This window comes from Flavobacterium sp. MMS24-S5 (assembly GCF_050320125.1).
GTDB classification, from domain to species: domain Bacteria; phylum Bacteroidota; class Bacteroidia; order Flavobacteriales; family Flavobacteriaceae; genus Flavobacterium; species Flavobacterium tyrosinilyticum.
On record NZ_CP190016.1, the window covers coordinates 3,891,550 to 3,907,698 of the forward strand.

At 33.7% G+C, this 16,149-nt stretch carries 5 protein-coding genes and 3 pseudogenes; 5 read left to right on the forward strand and 3 right to left on the reverse strand.

The features are described from left to right. Positions 1 to 14: 14 nt before the first annotated feature. Positions 15 to 347, reverse strand: coding sequence for a MerR family transcriptional regulator (locus tag ACPWTF_RS18005; RefSeq protein ID WP_111364203.1), 333 nt, complete (start codon positions 345 to 347; stop codon positions 15 to 17). Positions 348 to 394: 47 nt separating this feature from the next. Next, a complete protein-coding gene (locus tag ACPWTF_RS18010; RefSeq protein ID WP_201998240.1) occupies positions 395 to 1,372 on the reverse strand; it encodes a M23 family metallopeptidase in 978 nt (325 codons plus the stop codon). 277 nt (positions 1,373 to 1,649) lie between these two features. On the opposite strand from ACPWTF_RS18010, the pseudogene alaS reads away from it, so the two are divergent. Further along, positions 1,650 to 4,291, forward strand: a pseudogene (gene alaS, locus ACPWTF_RS18015) (alanine--tRNA ligase). 220 nt (positions 4,292 to 4,511) lie between these two features. On the opposite strand, the pseudogene ACPWTF_RS18020 reads toward alaS, so the two are convergent. Then, positions 4,512 to 6,256 (reverse strand): annotated as a pseudogene (locus tag ACPWTF_RS18020) (ABC transporter ATP-binding protein). Positions 6,257 to 6,579: 323 nt separating this feature from the next. Between ACPWTF_RS18020 and ACPWTF_RS18025 the strand changes: the two are divergent. From ACPWTF_RS18025 to ACPWTF_RS18040, 4 genes and pseudogenes are all read left to right on the forward strand, one after another. After that, complete coding sequence (locus tag ACPWTF_RS18025; protein WP_427872391.1) at positions 6,580 to 7,329, forward strand: hypothetical protein; 750 nt, start codon at positions 6,580 to 6,582, stop codon at positions 7,327 to 7,329. Between the two features lie 86 nt (positions 7,330 to 7,415). Further along, complete coding sequence (locus tag ACPWTF_RS18030; RefSeq protein WP_427872392.1) at positions 7,416 to 8,375, forward strand: GSCFA domain-containing protein; 960 nt, start codon at positions 7,416 to 7,418, stop codon at positions 8,373 to 8,375. Between the two features lie 322 nt (positions 8,376 to 8,697). Further along, positions 8,698 to 13,796 (forward strand): annotated as a pseudogene (locus ACPWTF_RS18035) (translocation/assembly module TamB domain-containing protein). Continuing rightward, positions 13,780 to 16,095, forward strand: coding sequence for a BamA/TamA family outer membrane protein (locus tag ACPWTF_RS18040; RefSeq protein WP_427872393.1), 2,316 nt, complete (start codon positions 13,780 to 13,782; stop codon positions 16,093 to 16,095). The pseudogene ACPWTF_RS18035 and the gene ACPWTF_RS18040 overlap by 17 nt, the downstream one beginning before the upstream one ends. The last annotated feature ends 54 nt before the right edge of the window (positions 16,096 to 16,149 follow it).

Genomic DNA, 16,149 nt, shown 5'->3' on the forward strand with positions numbered 1-16,149 from the left:
ATTTCTATTTTTAATTACAATTCGTTTTTTATGTCGTTCAGTTGCGTTTTTATCGACTCTAATTTACGTATTATTTCGAATTTATCTAACGTTTTCTTCTGACCTTCTTTTAAGTGTGTTTTGGCGCCTTCAAGTGTAAATCCTCTTTCTTTTACTAAGTGATAGATCAATTGAAGATTGGTAATATCGTCTGGAGTGAACATTCTATTTCCCTTTGCATTTTTTTTAGGTTTTAGAATGTCAAATTCGCTGTCCCAAAATCGTATCAAAGAAGCATTGACATTAAAAGCTTTGGCAACTTCGCCAATACTGTAATATCTTTTGTCTTTAGAAAGTTCAATATGCATGATTCGTTTTTTTCTATTTTACTTCAAAAATAGTGTTTTTTGTACTATTAATCTAATGATTGATTTTCTTGGTTTGCCATTTGTGAAATCGCAACATATTCTACAGCTGAAATATTTCCATAATAAAAATTCAGCGGATTGACTACTTTACCGTCTTTATGCACTTCGTAATGACAATGCGGACCTTCAGATCTTCCTGTGCTTCCAACATAACCAATAACATCGCCACGTTTTACACGCTGCCCCGGACGACAATTGTATTTGCTCAAATGCGCGTACAAACTCTCATATCCAAAACCGTGCCTGATCACAACATGATTTCCGTATCCTGAAGCTGTGTTGTCAGCTCTTTCCACAACACCATCTCCTGTTGCGTATATTGGAGCGCCTGTATTGGCGGTGAAATCCATTCCGTTATGCATTTTTCTCACTTTCGTGAAAGGGTCAATGCGATATCCAAAACCTGACGCGACACGTTTTAAATTTTCATTTCGAACTGGCTGAATGGCAGGAATAGCCAATAATAAATTTTCTTTAGCTCCAGCTAATTTTAAAATTTCATCTAAAGATTTAGACTGAATTGCCAATTGCTTCGATAATTTATCAACTCTTTTTGTTGCATTCAAAACCAATTGAGAATTGTTATATCCTTCTAGTGTTTTGTATCTGTCGGAACTTCTGAAACCAGCTTTTCGAATCGAATCTGGAATTTCAGCTTTGTTGAAATAAACACGATAAATATTATTATCACGTTCTTCTAAAGCATCTGCAGCTTCATCAATTTCATCCAGTTTTTTATTCAAAATGGCATATTGAAGTTTCAAATTTTCAATTTCGCGTGCCTGTAAACGATCTTTTGGAGTTTCGAAATAAGGTGTGTTAATTAAAAGAACAAAAACTAAAAAACCAAATAGAGCCGATGCCAGTAAAAACAAGAATGCGTAACCTATTTTTATTCTTTTTCTGGTTTTTATTTTTGTATAAGCCAGATTTTCTGGGTCGTAATAATATTTTACTTTCGCCATATTTTAAAATACGCTATTTTTGCACCTTGTAAAATGAGTTAGTCGAATAAAACTGCTAATTGTTTCAGTTATTCGACACTTTTTTACGAGGATTAATGATTAGATATTGGGGCTATTTTTATCATTAGATAATGCGCAAAATAGGCAATTTATTGTTTAAATTATAAGTTTTTTAATTACATTATAAAAAACTTAACGCATCATCAAATGAATTAATTAGCTAATGATCTAGTTTTCAAATTGACACAATAAATTGACACATTTTTCTAATTTAAATATGAAATCACAAGACGTACGTAAACAATTTTTAGATTTTTTTGAGAGTAAAGGGCATACTATTGTTCCTTCAGCTCCTATTGTTCTTAAAGATGATCCAACCCTAATGTTCAACAACTCGGGAATGGCCCAGTTTAAAGAATTTTTCTTAGGAAACGGAACTCCAAAAAGTCCAAGAATAGCCGATACGCAAAAATGTCTTCGTGTTTCAGGAAAACATAATGACCTTGAAGAGGTGGGTATTGATACCTACCACCACACTATGTTTGAAATGTTAGGAAACTGGTCTTTTGGTGACTACTTCAAAAAAGAAGCAATCAACTGGGCTTGGGAATTATTGACAGAAGTGTACAAGATCCCAAAAGAAAATCTTTATGTTTCTGTTTTTGAAGGAAGTAAAGAGGATAATGTTCCGTTTGATCAAGAAGCTTGGGATATTTGGAAAACATTAATTGACGAGGATAGAATTATTCTTGGAAACAAAAAAGATAATTTCTGGGAAATGGGAGATCAATGAGCGATGTGCAACCTTGTTCTGAAATTCACGTTGATTTACGTTCTGCAGAAGAAAAAGCTTTAGTTTCTGGAAAAAGTTTAGTGAACAACGATCATCCGCAAGTTGTTGAAATCTGGAATAATGTATTCATGGAATTCAACCGTAAAGCAGATGGTTCATTGGAAAAACTTCCGGCACAGCACGTTGATACCGGAATGGGATTTGAGCGTTTATGTATGGCTTTGCAAGGAAAAACATCCAACTATGATACTGATGTTTTCATGCCTTTGATTAGAGAAATCGAAACCATTACTGGAGCAAAATATACAACTAATGATGTAACAGGCATTAGTGAAGAACAAAATAAAATGAATATTGCCATTCGTGTAGTGGCAGATCACGTTCGTGCGGTAGCATTTGCTATTGCTGACGGTCAGTTGCCATCTAACACAGGAGCAGGATATGTAATTCGTAGAATTTTACGTCGTGCTATTCGTTACGGATTTACTTTCTTAGGGACTAAAGAGCCATTTATTTTTAAATTGGTTGAAACTCTAAGTGAGCAAATGGGAGATTCTTTCCCTGAAATCAGAACACAAAAAGCACTTTGTTCAAATGTAATTCGTGAAGAAGAGAACTCTTTCCTTAAAACATTAGATCAAGGATTGATTCTTTTAGATGCTGTAATTTTAAATAACAACGGAGATACTGTTGATGGTAAAAAAGCATTTGAATTGTATGATACTTACGGATTCCCAATTGATTTAACGGCTTTGATTCTTTCTGAAAGAGGATTGAAATTAGATGAAGAAGGATTCCAAGAACAATTACAATTACAAAAAGAAAGATCTCGTGCAGCTTCTAAAGTAACTGCTGGTGACTGGAATGTGCTTGTAGAAGATGATATTCAGGAGTTTGTTGGTTATGACAGATTATCACAACAAGTTAAGATTACAAAATACCGTAGAGTTGAAAGTGCAAAGGATGGAGAAATTTTCCAATTAGTTTTCAATGCTACTCCATTTTACGGAGAGAGCGGAGGGCAAACTGGAGATAAAGGATATTTAGAAGCGCAAAACGGAGATATCATTTATATCATCGACACTAAAAAAGAAAATAACCAAACGATACATTTGGCAAAATCACTGCCAGAGAATCTTACTGGAACTTTTAATGCTGTTGTTGATGCTATTCAAAGAGCTAAAACTTCTTCAAATCACTCTGCTACGCACTTGTTGCACCAAGCTTTACGTAAGATTTTAGGAACTCATATCGAGCAAAAAGGGTCGATGGTAAGAAATGCTTCATTGCGTTTTGACTTTTCTCATTTTGCTAAAGTTACTGATGAGGAATTATTAGAGGTTGAAAACTTTGTAAATGCAAGGATTCGTGAGAGTTTGCCGTTAATCGAGAAAAGAGCGATTCCAAAAGATCAAGCTCTTGAAGATGGTGCAATTGCTTTGTTTGGTGAAAAATATGGTGATTTAGTTCGTACTATTAAATTCGGAGATTCTGTCGAATTATGCGGAGGAACGCACGTTGCCAATACATCTGATATCTGGCATTTTAAAATTGTTTCTGAAGGAGCTGTTGCTGCTGGAATTAGAAGAATTGAAGCGATTACAAGTGAAGCTGCAAAAGAATATTTTGAGTCTCAAGCAATTTCTTTTGGAGAAATTAAAGAAGTGCTAAAAAATGCTCCAGATCCTGTAAAAGCAATCCAAGCATTACAAGACGAAAATGCGCAATTGAAAAAACAATTGGAAGTTTTATTGAAAGATAAAGCTAAAAATATGAAAGCTGATTTGGCTAAAGAATTACAAGAAATCAATGGAGTTCGATTCTTAGCTAAACAAGTAGATTTAAACCCAGAAGGTGCAAAAGATTTAGCTTACGAATTAGGCGGTTCTTACAACAACTTATTTGTAGTTTTAGCAACTGCTCACGAAGGAAAACCAATGTTAACTTGTTATGTTTCTAAAGAAATTGTAGCAGAGAAAAACTTAAACGCTGGCCAAGTTGTTCGCGAATTAGGTAAATACATCCAAGGTGGTGGTGGAGGACAGCCTTTCTTCGCAACTGCTGGAGGTAAAAATGTTGATGGAATTGCTGAAGCTTTAGCTAAAGCGGTTGATTTTGTTAAATAAGATGCTAAGGTTCTAAGATACTAAGGAACTAAGTTTTTATAATTCACAACAAACCCGACAGGTTTTTAAAACCTGTCGGGTTTTGTATTTATAGGGTTTTCTCATTTTATGTCATTTCTACGAAGGAGAAATCTTCGCAAGTAACTCTGCAATCAAAGTCGCCAAGCTTAAAAAATTAAACTTTGCGACTCTGCGACTTTGCGAGATTCTTTACTCGCAACTATTTTCTCTCCCCAATCTGCTGGCGCCACATAGCGTAGTACAATCCTTTCTCAACAATCAAATCTTCATGTTTTCCTTGCTCGATGATTTTACCTTGCTCTAGAACAAAAATTCTATCAGCGTGCATTACAGTTGATAAACGGTGCGCAATTAAAACAGTAATTCTGTTTTTATCTGAAATATTTCGTATCGTATCGTTAATTTCTTCCTCGGTAATCGAATCTAAAGCAGAAGTCGCTTCATCAAAAATCAATAAATTCGGATTTCTAAGAATAGCTCTCGCGATAGATAAACGCTGTTTTTCACCGCCTGACACTTTGATTCCGCCTTCTCCGATTGTAGTATTTAAACCATCTTCGGCGCGTCTTAAAAGTTTGTCACAGCTTGCGCGTTTTAAAGCGTCATAAAGTTCTTCGTCGGTTGCATTTGGCTTAACGAATAGTAAGTTTTCGCGGATTGTTCCAGAGAATAATTGTGCATCTTGAGTCACGAAACCAAGTTGTTTTCTTAAATCTAGTAAATCAATTTCGGTCGAATCAATATCATTGTATAAAACCTGACCTTCTTCTGGAGTATATAATCCAACTAATAATTTTACTAAAGTTGTTTTTCCAGATCCCGACAGCCTAACAAACGCAACGGTCTGACCTTGTTTGATTTCGAAATTGATATTTTCAACTGCTTTAAATTTGGCAGTTTTATGCTGAAAACTCACATTTTCGAAAAGCAGTTTCTGAATTGCACCAATATGTATTGGAGTTTTTGGGCGGAATTCTTTTGGAGCGTTCAGTAAGTTTTTGAAATTCTCCATTGAAACTTTTGTTTCGTTCAAAGCGATGATGAAGTTTCCTAATTCTTGTAAAGGACAAAAATGAAGAAGGTAAAAAATACCATTGTCAATAAATCTCCAACGATAATTTTTCCTCCAAATAAGAAATAATACAAAGCAAAAACAACACAAGTTCTCAAGAAATGAACGGTTGTTCCTTGAATGAAACTTAAACTTCTTATAAATCTTATTTTTTGTAACTCTAGTTGAAGAATCTTAAAAGTGTTTAAGTTTAAACGTTTTTCTTCTTGATATGTTAAGCCAAGACTCTTTACCAATTCGATGTTTCTTAAACTTTCGGTAGTAGAACCTGCTAACGCATTGGTTTGATTCACGATTTTTCGAGAAACAATTTTGATCTTTTTTCCTAAATACAAACTTACCAAAGCAATAATTGGAGCAGTAATTAAAAAGATAATTGAAATTCTCATATCAATTCGGGCTACATAAACGATTACGAAAATGAAACCAATAATAGTTTGGAAAATTAGAGAAATAGAAAGCGTGATCAGTTTTTCTGAATCGATTCTAACTTTTGTCAGTTTGCTTAAAGTTTCACCGCTTCGCTGATCTTCAAATTCTGCGTAAGGAAGATCAAGAGATTTTTTGATTCCGTCGGTATACATTTGCGCACCAGTTCTCTGAATGACAACATTGGTAAAATAATCCTGAAAGTTTTTGGTAATTCTGGAAATCATAGCAGCACCAAGTGAAAGACCAAGCCAGAAAGCTAAAGATTTTATAAATCCGATTTCGTTCCCTTTGTATTTTGACAGACCGACGCCGCAGTCCTGCATTAATTTACCCGTAATTACAGAGTCTGATAAACTGAAACAAATGTTGATAGTGGCCATTATCAAAGCAAAAAACAAGAGCATTTTATGTTTGATAATATAAGTATATAATAATTTCATATAAGATTTTAAAAAAATGGAAGATGCAAAAGTAAGGAATTGTTTTAGTTTGTGAAGTTGATTTCTGTTATTAAAAATGTAATTTTTTTGCAGGTAAAATTTACTGATGGAGTTTTTAAAGTTTTTACGTTTTTCAATTTTTATCACGCAAAAATAAAAGAAGTCATAAAAGGGATATTGTGTTTTAAGATATTCTTTATATTGTTTGTTATTAGTGTTGTAATAATTTTTAATTGTAAAATATGCTTCGATGAGGAATCCCGTAAGGTTTTGATTTTTGATTGTACTAGGTTTGCACCAATAAGAATTTTAACCAAATCAACATGAAAAAACTATTATGCCTTTTTGGTGCTTTAGCACTAGTTTTGACATCGTGTTCAAGCGATGATTCATCAAGTTCTTCAGATCTTGTTTTACTTAAAAAAACTGTTATTACAAATCCAGATGGAGATAAAGCTACCATTAATTATAAGTATGACGGTAACAAAATAGTAAGTGCAACAGATGATACTGGATTTTTTAATCTGCATTATACTTATACAGGAGATTTAATTACAAAAATTGATTTCAAACTTCCTAATGGAAAATCAGAACAAGTAAATACTTTTACATACACTACTGATGGAAAGCTATCAACTTTTGTAAGAGTTGAATATGAACATGAGGAAGGAGTAGCAGTATTAAGAGGATATAAAGAAGTTTATACGTATAATACAGATGGTACAATTTCGGTGAAGGGATATTCAGGAAGTGATGTTTCCCAAACTATTCCTTCAGGAACAGCTACAATTAAATTTGTAAATGGTGAAGTAAGCGAAATTACAAGCACTAACTCACCAGATCATAAATACACTTATGATAATAAAAACAATGCAACTAAAAATATTTTAGGAATGGATAAAATTGCATTTGTTGATGGAGAAGCAAATGGAGTTAAATTCAATACCCTAACAGATACAGCAGATGGTGATTTATGGGGAAACAGCACTTTTACCTATAATGATCAAGGATACCCAACTAAAGAAGTTAATACAGGATCTGATAGTTTAGGTACCACTGAATATTTTTATTAAAAGCCAACTTTTTAGCTATAGAGCCAGATTTATCTGGCTTTTTTTATTGCTAAAAATAATCGAAATTTGTTTAAAATGTTTAAGTCATGCAATTCAGAACACAAATCCCCATTTCAAAAAGTAATTCGCCAATCGATTATAACTCGAAAATACTTTCTATTGGTTCTTGTTTTGCAGAGAATATGGCGGAGAAATTCGATTATTTTAAATTTCAGAATGAAACCAATCCGTTTGGAATTATATTTAATTCGGTCTCTATAGAAAAATTATTTGAACGAATTTGTAAAGAACAATGGTTTGAAGAAAAAGACGTTTTCTTTCATAATGAACGCTGGCATTCTTTTGACGTGCATTCTGATTTAAGTAATGCCGACCGACAAGAATTGCTTGAAACTTTAAACAAAGCAATTTTAGAAACGAATAAACAATTAAAAGAAGCAACCCATATTATTATCACTTTTGGAACTTCATGGATTTATAGAAATCTAGAAAAAGACGAAGTTGTTGCCAATTGCCATAAAGTACCTCAAAAACAATTTTCAAAGGAATTATTGTCTATTGAAGTAATTCAACAAAGTATTCAAAATACAATTGAAGCCATTCAGGTTTTAAATCCAAATATAAATTTCATTTTCACTATTTCTCCAGTTCGTCATATCAAAGATGGATTTGTAGAGAACCAATTAAGTAAATCCCATTTGTTTACAGCTTTGCATCAGGTTTTAAAAACTCATAATTCAAAACTCATAGCTCATAACTATTTTCCTTCTTATGAAATCATGATGGACGAACTTCGCGACTATCGTTTTTATAATGAAGATATGCTGCATCCCAATCAAATTGCGATCGATTATATCTGGAAGCTTTTCAGCGAAAATTACATTTCTCAGGAAAGTTTGACAACAATGCAGGAAGTTGATGAAATCCAGAAAAGTCTTCGCCACAGAAGCTTTAATCCAGAATCTGAACAGCATCAAAAATTCTTGGCTAAACTCCAGCAGAAAATAAATCAATTAGGAGAAAAATTACCACATATTAAATTCTAATCGCAGAGATTGATTAAAACCAACAGTTTAGAAAGCAAAAAAAGCTCCACACTAACTGTTTTTTAGCCACTGATTAAAAAGATTTTAAGGATTTTTCAAAATAATGTAGTTTTTTTAATCTGTGTTAATTCGTTTAATCTGTGGCAAAAAAATAACTCAAAACTTTGCGACTTCGCGCCTTTGTGGCAAAAACAACAATAAAATTTTAGAATAATTCCTCATAATTGTGTAAATTGTTAAGGTTTAAATTTTACATTTTTGTAAAATGTGTAACTCTGCTTTTTTCAGAAGCAATTTTAATCTAATCCGATTTTATTGAGGTATGAATAAGAAACCTGTTTATTTTCTTAAAAAAACACTTCGTATCCTTATGTGGTGCGTGGTTTCTGTAGTTGCACTTTTATTACTTCTGATCATTCTAATTCAAGTTCCTTCGGTTCAAAATTTCGTTAAGGATAAAGCGATAAACTATCTTCAGGGCAAGATAAAAACTAAAGTTTCCTTAGATCATATTTCGATAAAATTCCCCAAAGACGTAGTTCTGGAAGGTTTTTATTTTGAAGATCAAAAAAAAGATACTTTGTTGGCAGGTAATCGATTAGAAGTTGATGTCGACCTTTTTAAACTCGTTAGCAGTGAACTCGAAATCAACTCAGTTTCGCTTGAAAATGTAAAAGCCAATATTTCTAGAAACAAACAAGGAGTCTTCAATTTCGATTATATCATCAAAGCATTCGAATCAAATGAACCAAAGGTTGAAGATCCTAATGCAAAGCCCTTTAAAATTTCGGTTGTAAAAGTAAACCTTGATCAGGTTAAATTTAATTTTAAAGATGATTTCGCTAAAAATGACATTCGTGTAAACCTGACTCATTTTGATACCAAATTCAAAAAATTTGATCTGGATCAGATGGATTTTAATATTCCGACAATCAATTTAAACGGATTGAAGGTGGTTTTAGATCAGGATGTAGTCGAAAAAATTGCTGAGGTTTCAGTAAAAACGGTTGATACAATTTCGAAGCGTCCAGATTTTAAATTGGCTTTAGATAAAATAACGTTGTCTAAAATCGATATTTTATACGATAATAAAGATTCGAAACTAAATTCTGGGATTCGTTTAGGAAACTTAAATTTAGCCGTTAATGAAATTGACCTGAATAAGCAGCTTTTAGATTTTGATACTTTCGAAGTAAAAAATCTAAGCGGAAATCTGCGCTTGGGAGCACAAGACAAGCAAATTGATGCACCCGATTTGGATACCACAGCCATAAAGCAAGCAGGTTGGAAAGTAAAATTGAACAAAACCGATCTAGAAAATATTGCTTTCAAATTTGATGATATGCAATCCAAACCTAAAACAAAAGGATTGGATTATGCGCATCTTGATTTGAGTAGATTTAATTTTAGAGCCGAAAAATTATATTATGGAAATGATACCATTTCTGGAAATATTAAAACATTGACTGTTAACGAAAAAAGCGGTTTGCAGATTCAGGCTTTCAAAACCGATTTCTTTTATGGTCCAAAAAATGCTTCGTTAGATAATTTATATTTAAAAACGCCACAAACTCTTGTTCAAGATAAAGTTAAGGCGCAATATAAATCACTTGAATCGCTTCAGAAAGATTTAGGAAATCTGGCGATTGATGCTAATTTAAAACAATCAAAAATTGGGTTTAAAGACATTCTCTTGTTTGTTCCAGATTTGCAGAAAACAAATCCGTTTAAAAGCAATCCAAATGCGATTTTGTACGTAGACAGTCGCGTGAGCGGAAAAGTAAAAGATTTGACTATTTCGAAATTTGAAATGAGTGGAATAGGAACGACAAAAGCTTCGCTTTCTGGAAAAATAGTAGGACTTCCGGATGCTCAAAAAGCGTATTATGATTTGAATATCAAGAAGATTTCGAGTACTTCAAAAGACATTAACTTGTTTGTGCCTGCGGGAACAATTCCGAAAAATATTCAACTTCCGTCACAGTTAAGTTTGCAAGGAAAATTTAAAGGTTCAGTTCAAAATTTTAAAACGAATCTGGCTTTAAACAGCAGTTTCGGAAATGCGAAAGTTGATGCGTTATTCGATCAGCGCATTAAAAAAGAGAGAAATATGATGCAAACATTTCTCTGCAGGAATTCGATTTGGGGCGATTAATTAAAAACGACTCCATCGGGAAAATTATGCTTAAAGCGAAAGTAAAAGGTAACGGTTTAGATCCGAAGACGGCAAATGCTTCTGTTGATGGAATTGTTCAGAAAGCAGTTTTTAACAGATATACCTATAAAGATTTAACGCTGAAAGGAAATATCGAAAACGGTTCTTTTGCTGTAAAATCAGGAATGGAAGATCCTAATTTGAATTTCAATTTAACGGCTTCAGGCGATACAAAAGAGAAATATCCAACCGTAAAACTGAAACTAAATTTGGATATTGCCGATTTAGAAAAGCTAAATCTGCATGCATGACCAATGAAACTTCGCGGAAATGTCGATGCCGATATAACCAATAGCAATCCAGATTTTCTGAACGGAAAATTATTTCTTTCGAACATTCAGATTTTGCAAGATGCCGAACCAATTGTTCTAGATTCAATTCGCGTTTTGGCTTTTGCAGACAAAGACAGCAATTCGATTAAAATTTCGTCTCAATTTTTAAAAGCCGAAGTAACGGGAAAATACAAACTCACGACACTGGCAAATTCGATTCAAAAATCATTATCAAAATATATTGATCTAAAAAATCCAAAGGTTAATGCAGAATCAGATGAACAAAGATTAGCCTTTACTTTGAAAGTAGATAATGATCCTGTGCTTATGAAATTATTGCCAAAATTAACAGGTTTAGAACCTTTTAGCATAACAGGAAATTATAATAATCAGACAGATTCGTTGACTGTAAAAGGAACCATTCCAAGAATTGTTTATGGAGGCAATACCATTTCGGACGGGAAAATAAACATCGAAGCCAAAGAAAATGCTTTAGAATATTCGATTTCTGTGGCAACAATTGAAAGCGGCTCGCTTAAAATTCCATTTACAAGTTTATCAGGAGATGTGCAGAATAATATTTTGACTTATGCTCTTGAAGTAAAAGATGCCAAAGACAAACAGCAATATTTTATAGCAGGTGAATTTAAGGCAGAAGACTCAAAGAACATTGTAAAATTGGATGCTGAAAACTTCATTTTAAATTATGATAAATGGAATGTAAATCCAGAAAACAGGATTGAGTTTGGAGAAAAAAGACTTTATGTCGATAAATTCAATTTGAATAATAACGGAAACGAGTTAAAAATTCAATCACAAGGAACAAAGGATAATGCGCCGTTGCAAGTCGATTTTGTGAATTTCAAAATCGAAACCATTATGAATATGGTTAAAAAAGACGAATTGCTGATGCAAGGGTTGATAAACGGAAATGCATTGGTTGAAAACGTGATGACAAACCCGACTTTTACTTCTGACTTAAAAATTGATGATTTTACTTTTAAAGGTTCAAAAGTTGGCGACTTAGAAATAAAAGTTAACAATAAAACGGCAAATACACTTGCTGCAAATGTAGCTTTAAGCGACGAAGGAAATGATTTGAAGCTAACAGGAGATTATTTGCTGGATACTGGGAATTTTGATTTTGATGTGGTTATTAATAAGTTAAACATCAAAAGTATCCAAGGTTTCAGCATGGGAAATATTACTGAAGGTCAAGGGTTTTTATCGGGAAATTTTAAGCTTACAGGAAACACTTCTGCTCCAAAAATTAATGGCGAATTGAATTTTAACGATGCTGGTTTTAGGGTGACACAGCTCAATTCCTATTTTAAAACTAAAAATGAGAAAATCACTTTTAGCAATGAAACGATTTCATTTGATAAATTCTCTCTTTTTGATGAGAATGACAACGAATTGTATGTAAACGGAACCATTCAGTCTCCAGATTTTGTTAAGTACAATTTCAATTTGCTAGTTGAAGCAGACGATTTTAGAGCCATTCATTCAAAAGCAAAAGACAACGATTTGTTCTATGGAGATTTATTCTTAGATACCAAATTGAATATAAAAGGAAACTTGGATAGTCCGGTTGTTGACGGAACGCTTAAAATCAATAAAGAAACCAAGTTTACAGTGGTAATGCCACAATCAGATCCTTCTATTGCCGATCGTGAGGGAATTGTAGAGTTTGTTGATGAAGACAATATGTACCTCAAACAAACAGTTGATCTTCAGAATAAATTAGATCAATCGGAATTGAAAGGAATGGATGTAAATGTTGCCATTACAATTGATAAAGAGGCCGAATTAACACTGTTAATTGATAAAGCAAACGGAGATTATCTGAACTTGAAAGGGGAAGCGGAATTGGTAGGAGGAATTGATCAATCTGGAAAAACAACGCTAACAGGGAAATACGAGTTCTCGGATGGAGCTTATGAAATGAATTTTAATGGAATCAAAAGAAAATTTGATATTCAGAAAGGAAGTTACATTACCTGGAATGGAGAACCAACAATGGCAAACTTAAATATTACAGCGATTTATAATGTAAACGCAGCACCGATTGATTTGCTTGGAAATCAGTTGGCGGGAATGGAACCGGCTGTTCAAAATACCTATAAACAAAAGCTTCCTTTTCAGACCTTATTGAAAATGAATGGAGAATTGATGAAACCTGAAATCTCATTTGGAATTGTATTGCCAGAAGGAAATTATAATGTTTCTTCAGATGTTGTTACAACGACACAAAGTAAATTAAAACAATTAGAACAAGATCCTGCAGAATTGAACAAACAGGTTTTTGCCCTTTTATTATTAAACCGTTTTGTAGGCGAAAATCCGTTTGCGAGTCAAAGTGGTGGTATAAGCGCCGAAACAATGGCAAGACAAAGTGTAAGTAAAATACTTTCGCAGCAATTGAATAATCTGGCAGGAGAATTGATCACAGGAGTTGAAGTCAATTTCGATTTAGAATCGTCTGAAGATTACACATCTGGAACGATGCAAAATAGAACCGATTTGAATGTGGAGGTTTCTAAAAAACTGTTGGATGACAGATTAAAAGTAACCGTTGGAAGCAGTTTTGGAGTAGAAGGTGCAGAGCGCGCCAATGAAGAAAGCACGAATATTGCGGGTGATGTCGCTTTAGATTATCAATTGACAAAAGACGGCCGTTATATGGTTCGTGCCTACAGAAAAAATCAATATCAAGTGGCAGTTGAAGGGCAGGTTGTAGAAACAGGTGTTGCTTTTATTATCACGATGAGTTACAATAAATTTAGAGAACTTTTCCATCGCTCCGAAAAAGAAAAAGAATTGATTCGCGAAGAAAAGCTTCGAAAAGAAAAAGAAAAACAGAAAAAAAGGGAAGATAAAGAGAAGGAGAAATTGCAGGAAAATCAAATTGAAGGAAATGAACAGAAAACATAATCATATAAATAATCATTTTGCAAATTATTTTGTGTTGATATCCTTGTTTTTTGTCCTTGGATGCAGTAATACAAAATATCTTCCAGAAGGTGATTTGCTTTACACAGGCGGTTCGGTGAAAGTGAAAGATTCTATCATGAAAAAGAAAGATAGAAAAGCACTGCAAACCGAGTTGGAAGGTCTTCTTCGTCCAAAACCAAATAAAACGTTTTTAGGATTACGTCCGAAGTTATGGTTTTATAATATTGCTGGTGAGCCCAAAAAAGAAAAAGGATTTAGATATTGGCTTCGCAACAAAGTTGGAGAAGAGCCAGTGCTTTTTAGTAAAGTCGATTTAGATTATAATGCTTCAGTGCTGAGAAATTTTACTGAAAATAGAGGCTATTTTAAAACTCGTGTCAGCGCCGATTCTACTGTAAGTAACAAAAGAGTAACGGCAGAATATACTGTAGTTCCAAAAAAGCAATATATTATTAAAAGTGTCACATTTCCAGATGACTCTTTAAAGATGTCAAAAATAATTGCCAGATCAAGCAGACGCAGTTTGTTGAAAGTGGGAAAGCCATATGATTTGGATGTAATAAAAGCAGAACGGGAACGTATTGATGCCAGACTGAAAGAAAAAGGGTATTACTATTTTAATCCTGATTATCTTCTGGCAAAAGTAGACAGCAGTAAAGGCGATCATGAAGTAAAAATTAGATTGGTTATTAAAGACGAAACTCCTGTAAAAGCATTAAGAGCTTATACGATAAATAACATTTTCGTTTATCCCAATTATTCTCTGGGAAACGACAGTATGGTTTACAGGAAAAAGAATATTACTCAGTATAAAGATTTTACCATTATTGATACGGCAGAAACGTTTAAGCCAAGAGTTTACGATAGAACAATCTATTTCAAAAAAGGAGATTTATACAACCGAACCGATCATAATTTGACTTTGAATCGTTTTGTAAATTTAGGAACTTTTAGTTTTGTCAAAAATGAATTCAAACCTTCAGACAGTATAGACAATGCTTTAGATTCGTATTATTATCTAACGCTTTTGCCTAAAAAGTTTATTCGTGTTGAAGTTATCGGGAAAACCAATTCAGCGAGTTATACCGGTACAGAATTAAATCTAAACTGGAACAACAGAAACTTTTTGCGTGGTGCAGAATTGTTTACTGCTTCGATTTTTGGTGGTGCCGATTTTCAGCTTGGAGGAGTAAATAAAGGAAAAAATATTTATAAGCTTGGAGGTGAAGTCAGCTTGACTTGGCCTAGATTTATTACTCCTTTTAATATTGAAGGAAATAGCGAATATGTGCCGAGGACTAAAGCAACTATTCGTTACGAATATCAAAAGCGAACGCAGTTGTATGCCTTGAATTCTTTTAATACTTCATTTGGATATTTGTGGAAAGAAAACATTCGTAAAGAGCATCAGTTAAACATTGTGGATGTGACTTATGTGAGTCCGAATCATGTTACACCAGAATATCTAGCTGATATCGAGGATGATCCGGCATTAGGAAAAGTAATCGAAAAACAGCTGATTTTTGGCCCAACTTACAATTATACGTATACCAATACAATGCAGAAACGCAGAAAAAATAAGATCTATTTTAATGGGGAATTGGATTTGGCAGGAAATCTTACTGGATTGATTACAGGTGCAGACTATCCAAATAAGGTTAAAACGATATTCGATGTTCCGTTTAGCCAATATGTAAAAATCAGATCCGATTTCAGGCATTATTTAAAAATCGGAAAAGAAAGCGAATTAGCCAGCAGATTGATTGTTGGAGCTGGATTTGCCTACGGGAATTCGAATACGCTTCCAGCATCCAAACAGTTTGTTGTAGGAGGAACTAATAGTATTCGAGCGTTTAGAGCACGAACTTTATGGCCGGGAAGTTATGTTATTCCACCAACGACAAATGATAATTATACGCCAGATCAATCCGCTGATTTAAAATTGGAATTTAATACCGAATATCGAGCAAAACTTTTCAGTATTGTTAGAGGTGCGGTGTTTTTAGATGCTGGAAACATTTGGTTGCTGCATGCTGACCCGAACAAATCTGGCGCAGAAATCTCAAAAGATTTTATGAAAGAAATCGCAATTGGAGCAGGAGCAGGTTTACGTTTCGATTTATCGTTTTTAGTTCTAAGAACAGATTTGGCCATTCCGCTTCGAAATCCTGCCTTGCCAGACGGACAAAGATGGGTAATTGACGACATTAATTTTGGAAGCAGTTCGTGGAGAAAAGACAACCTGATTTTGAATATCGCTATTGGATATCCTTTTTAAGTTTTTTTGCCATTTTTTTCGCCACGAATTCACGAATTTTCGCTAATCTATGCG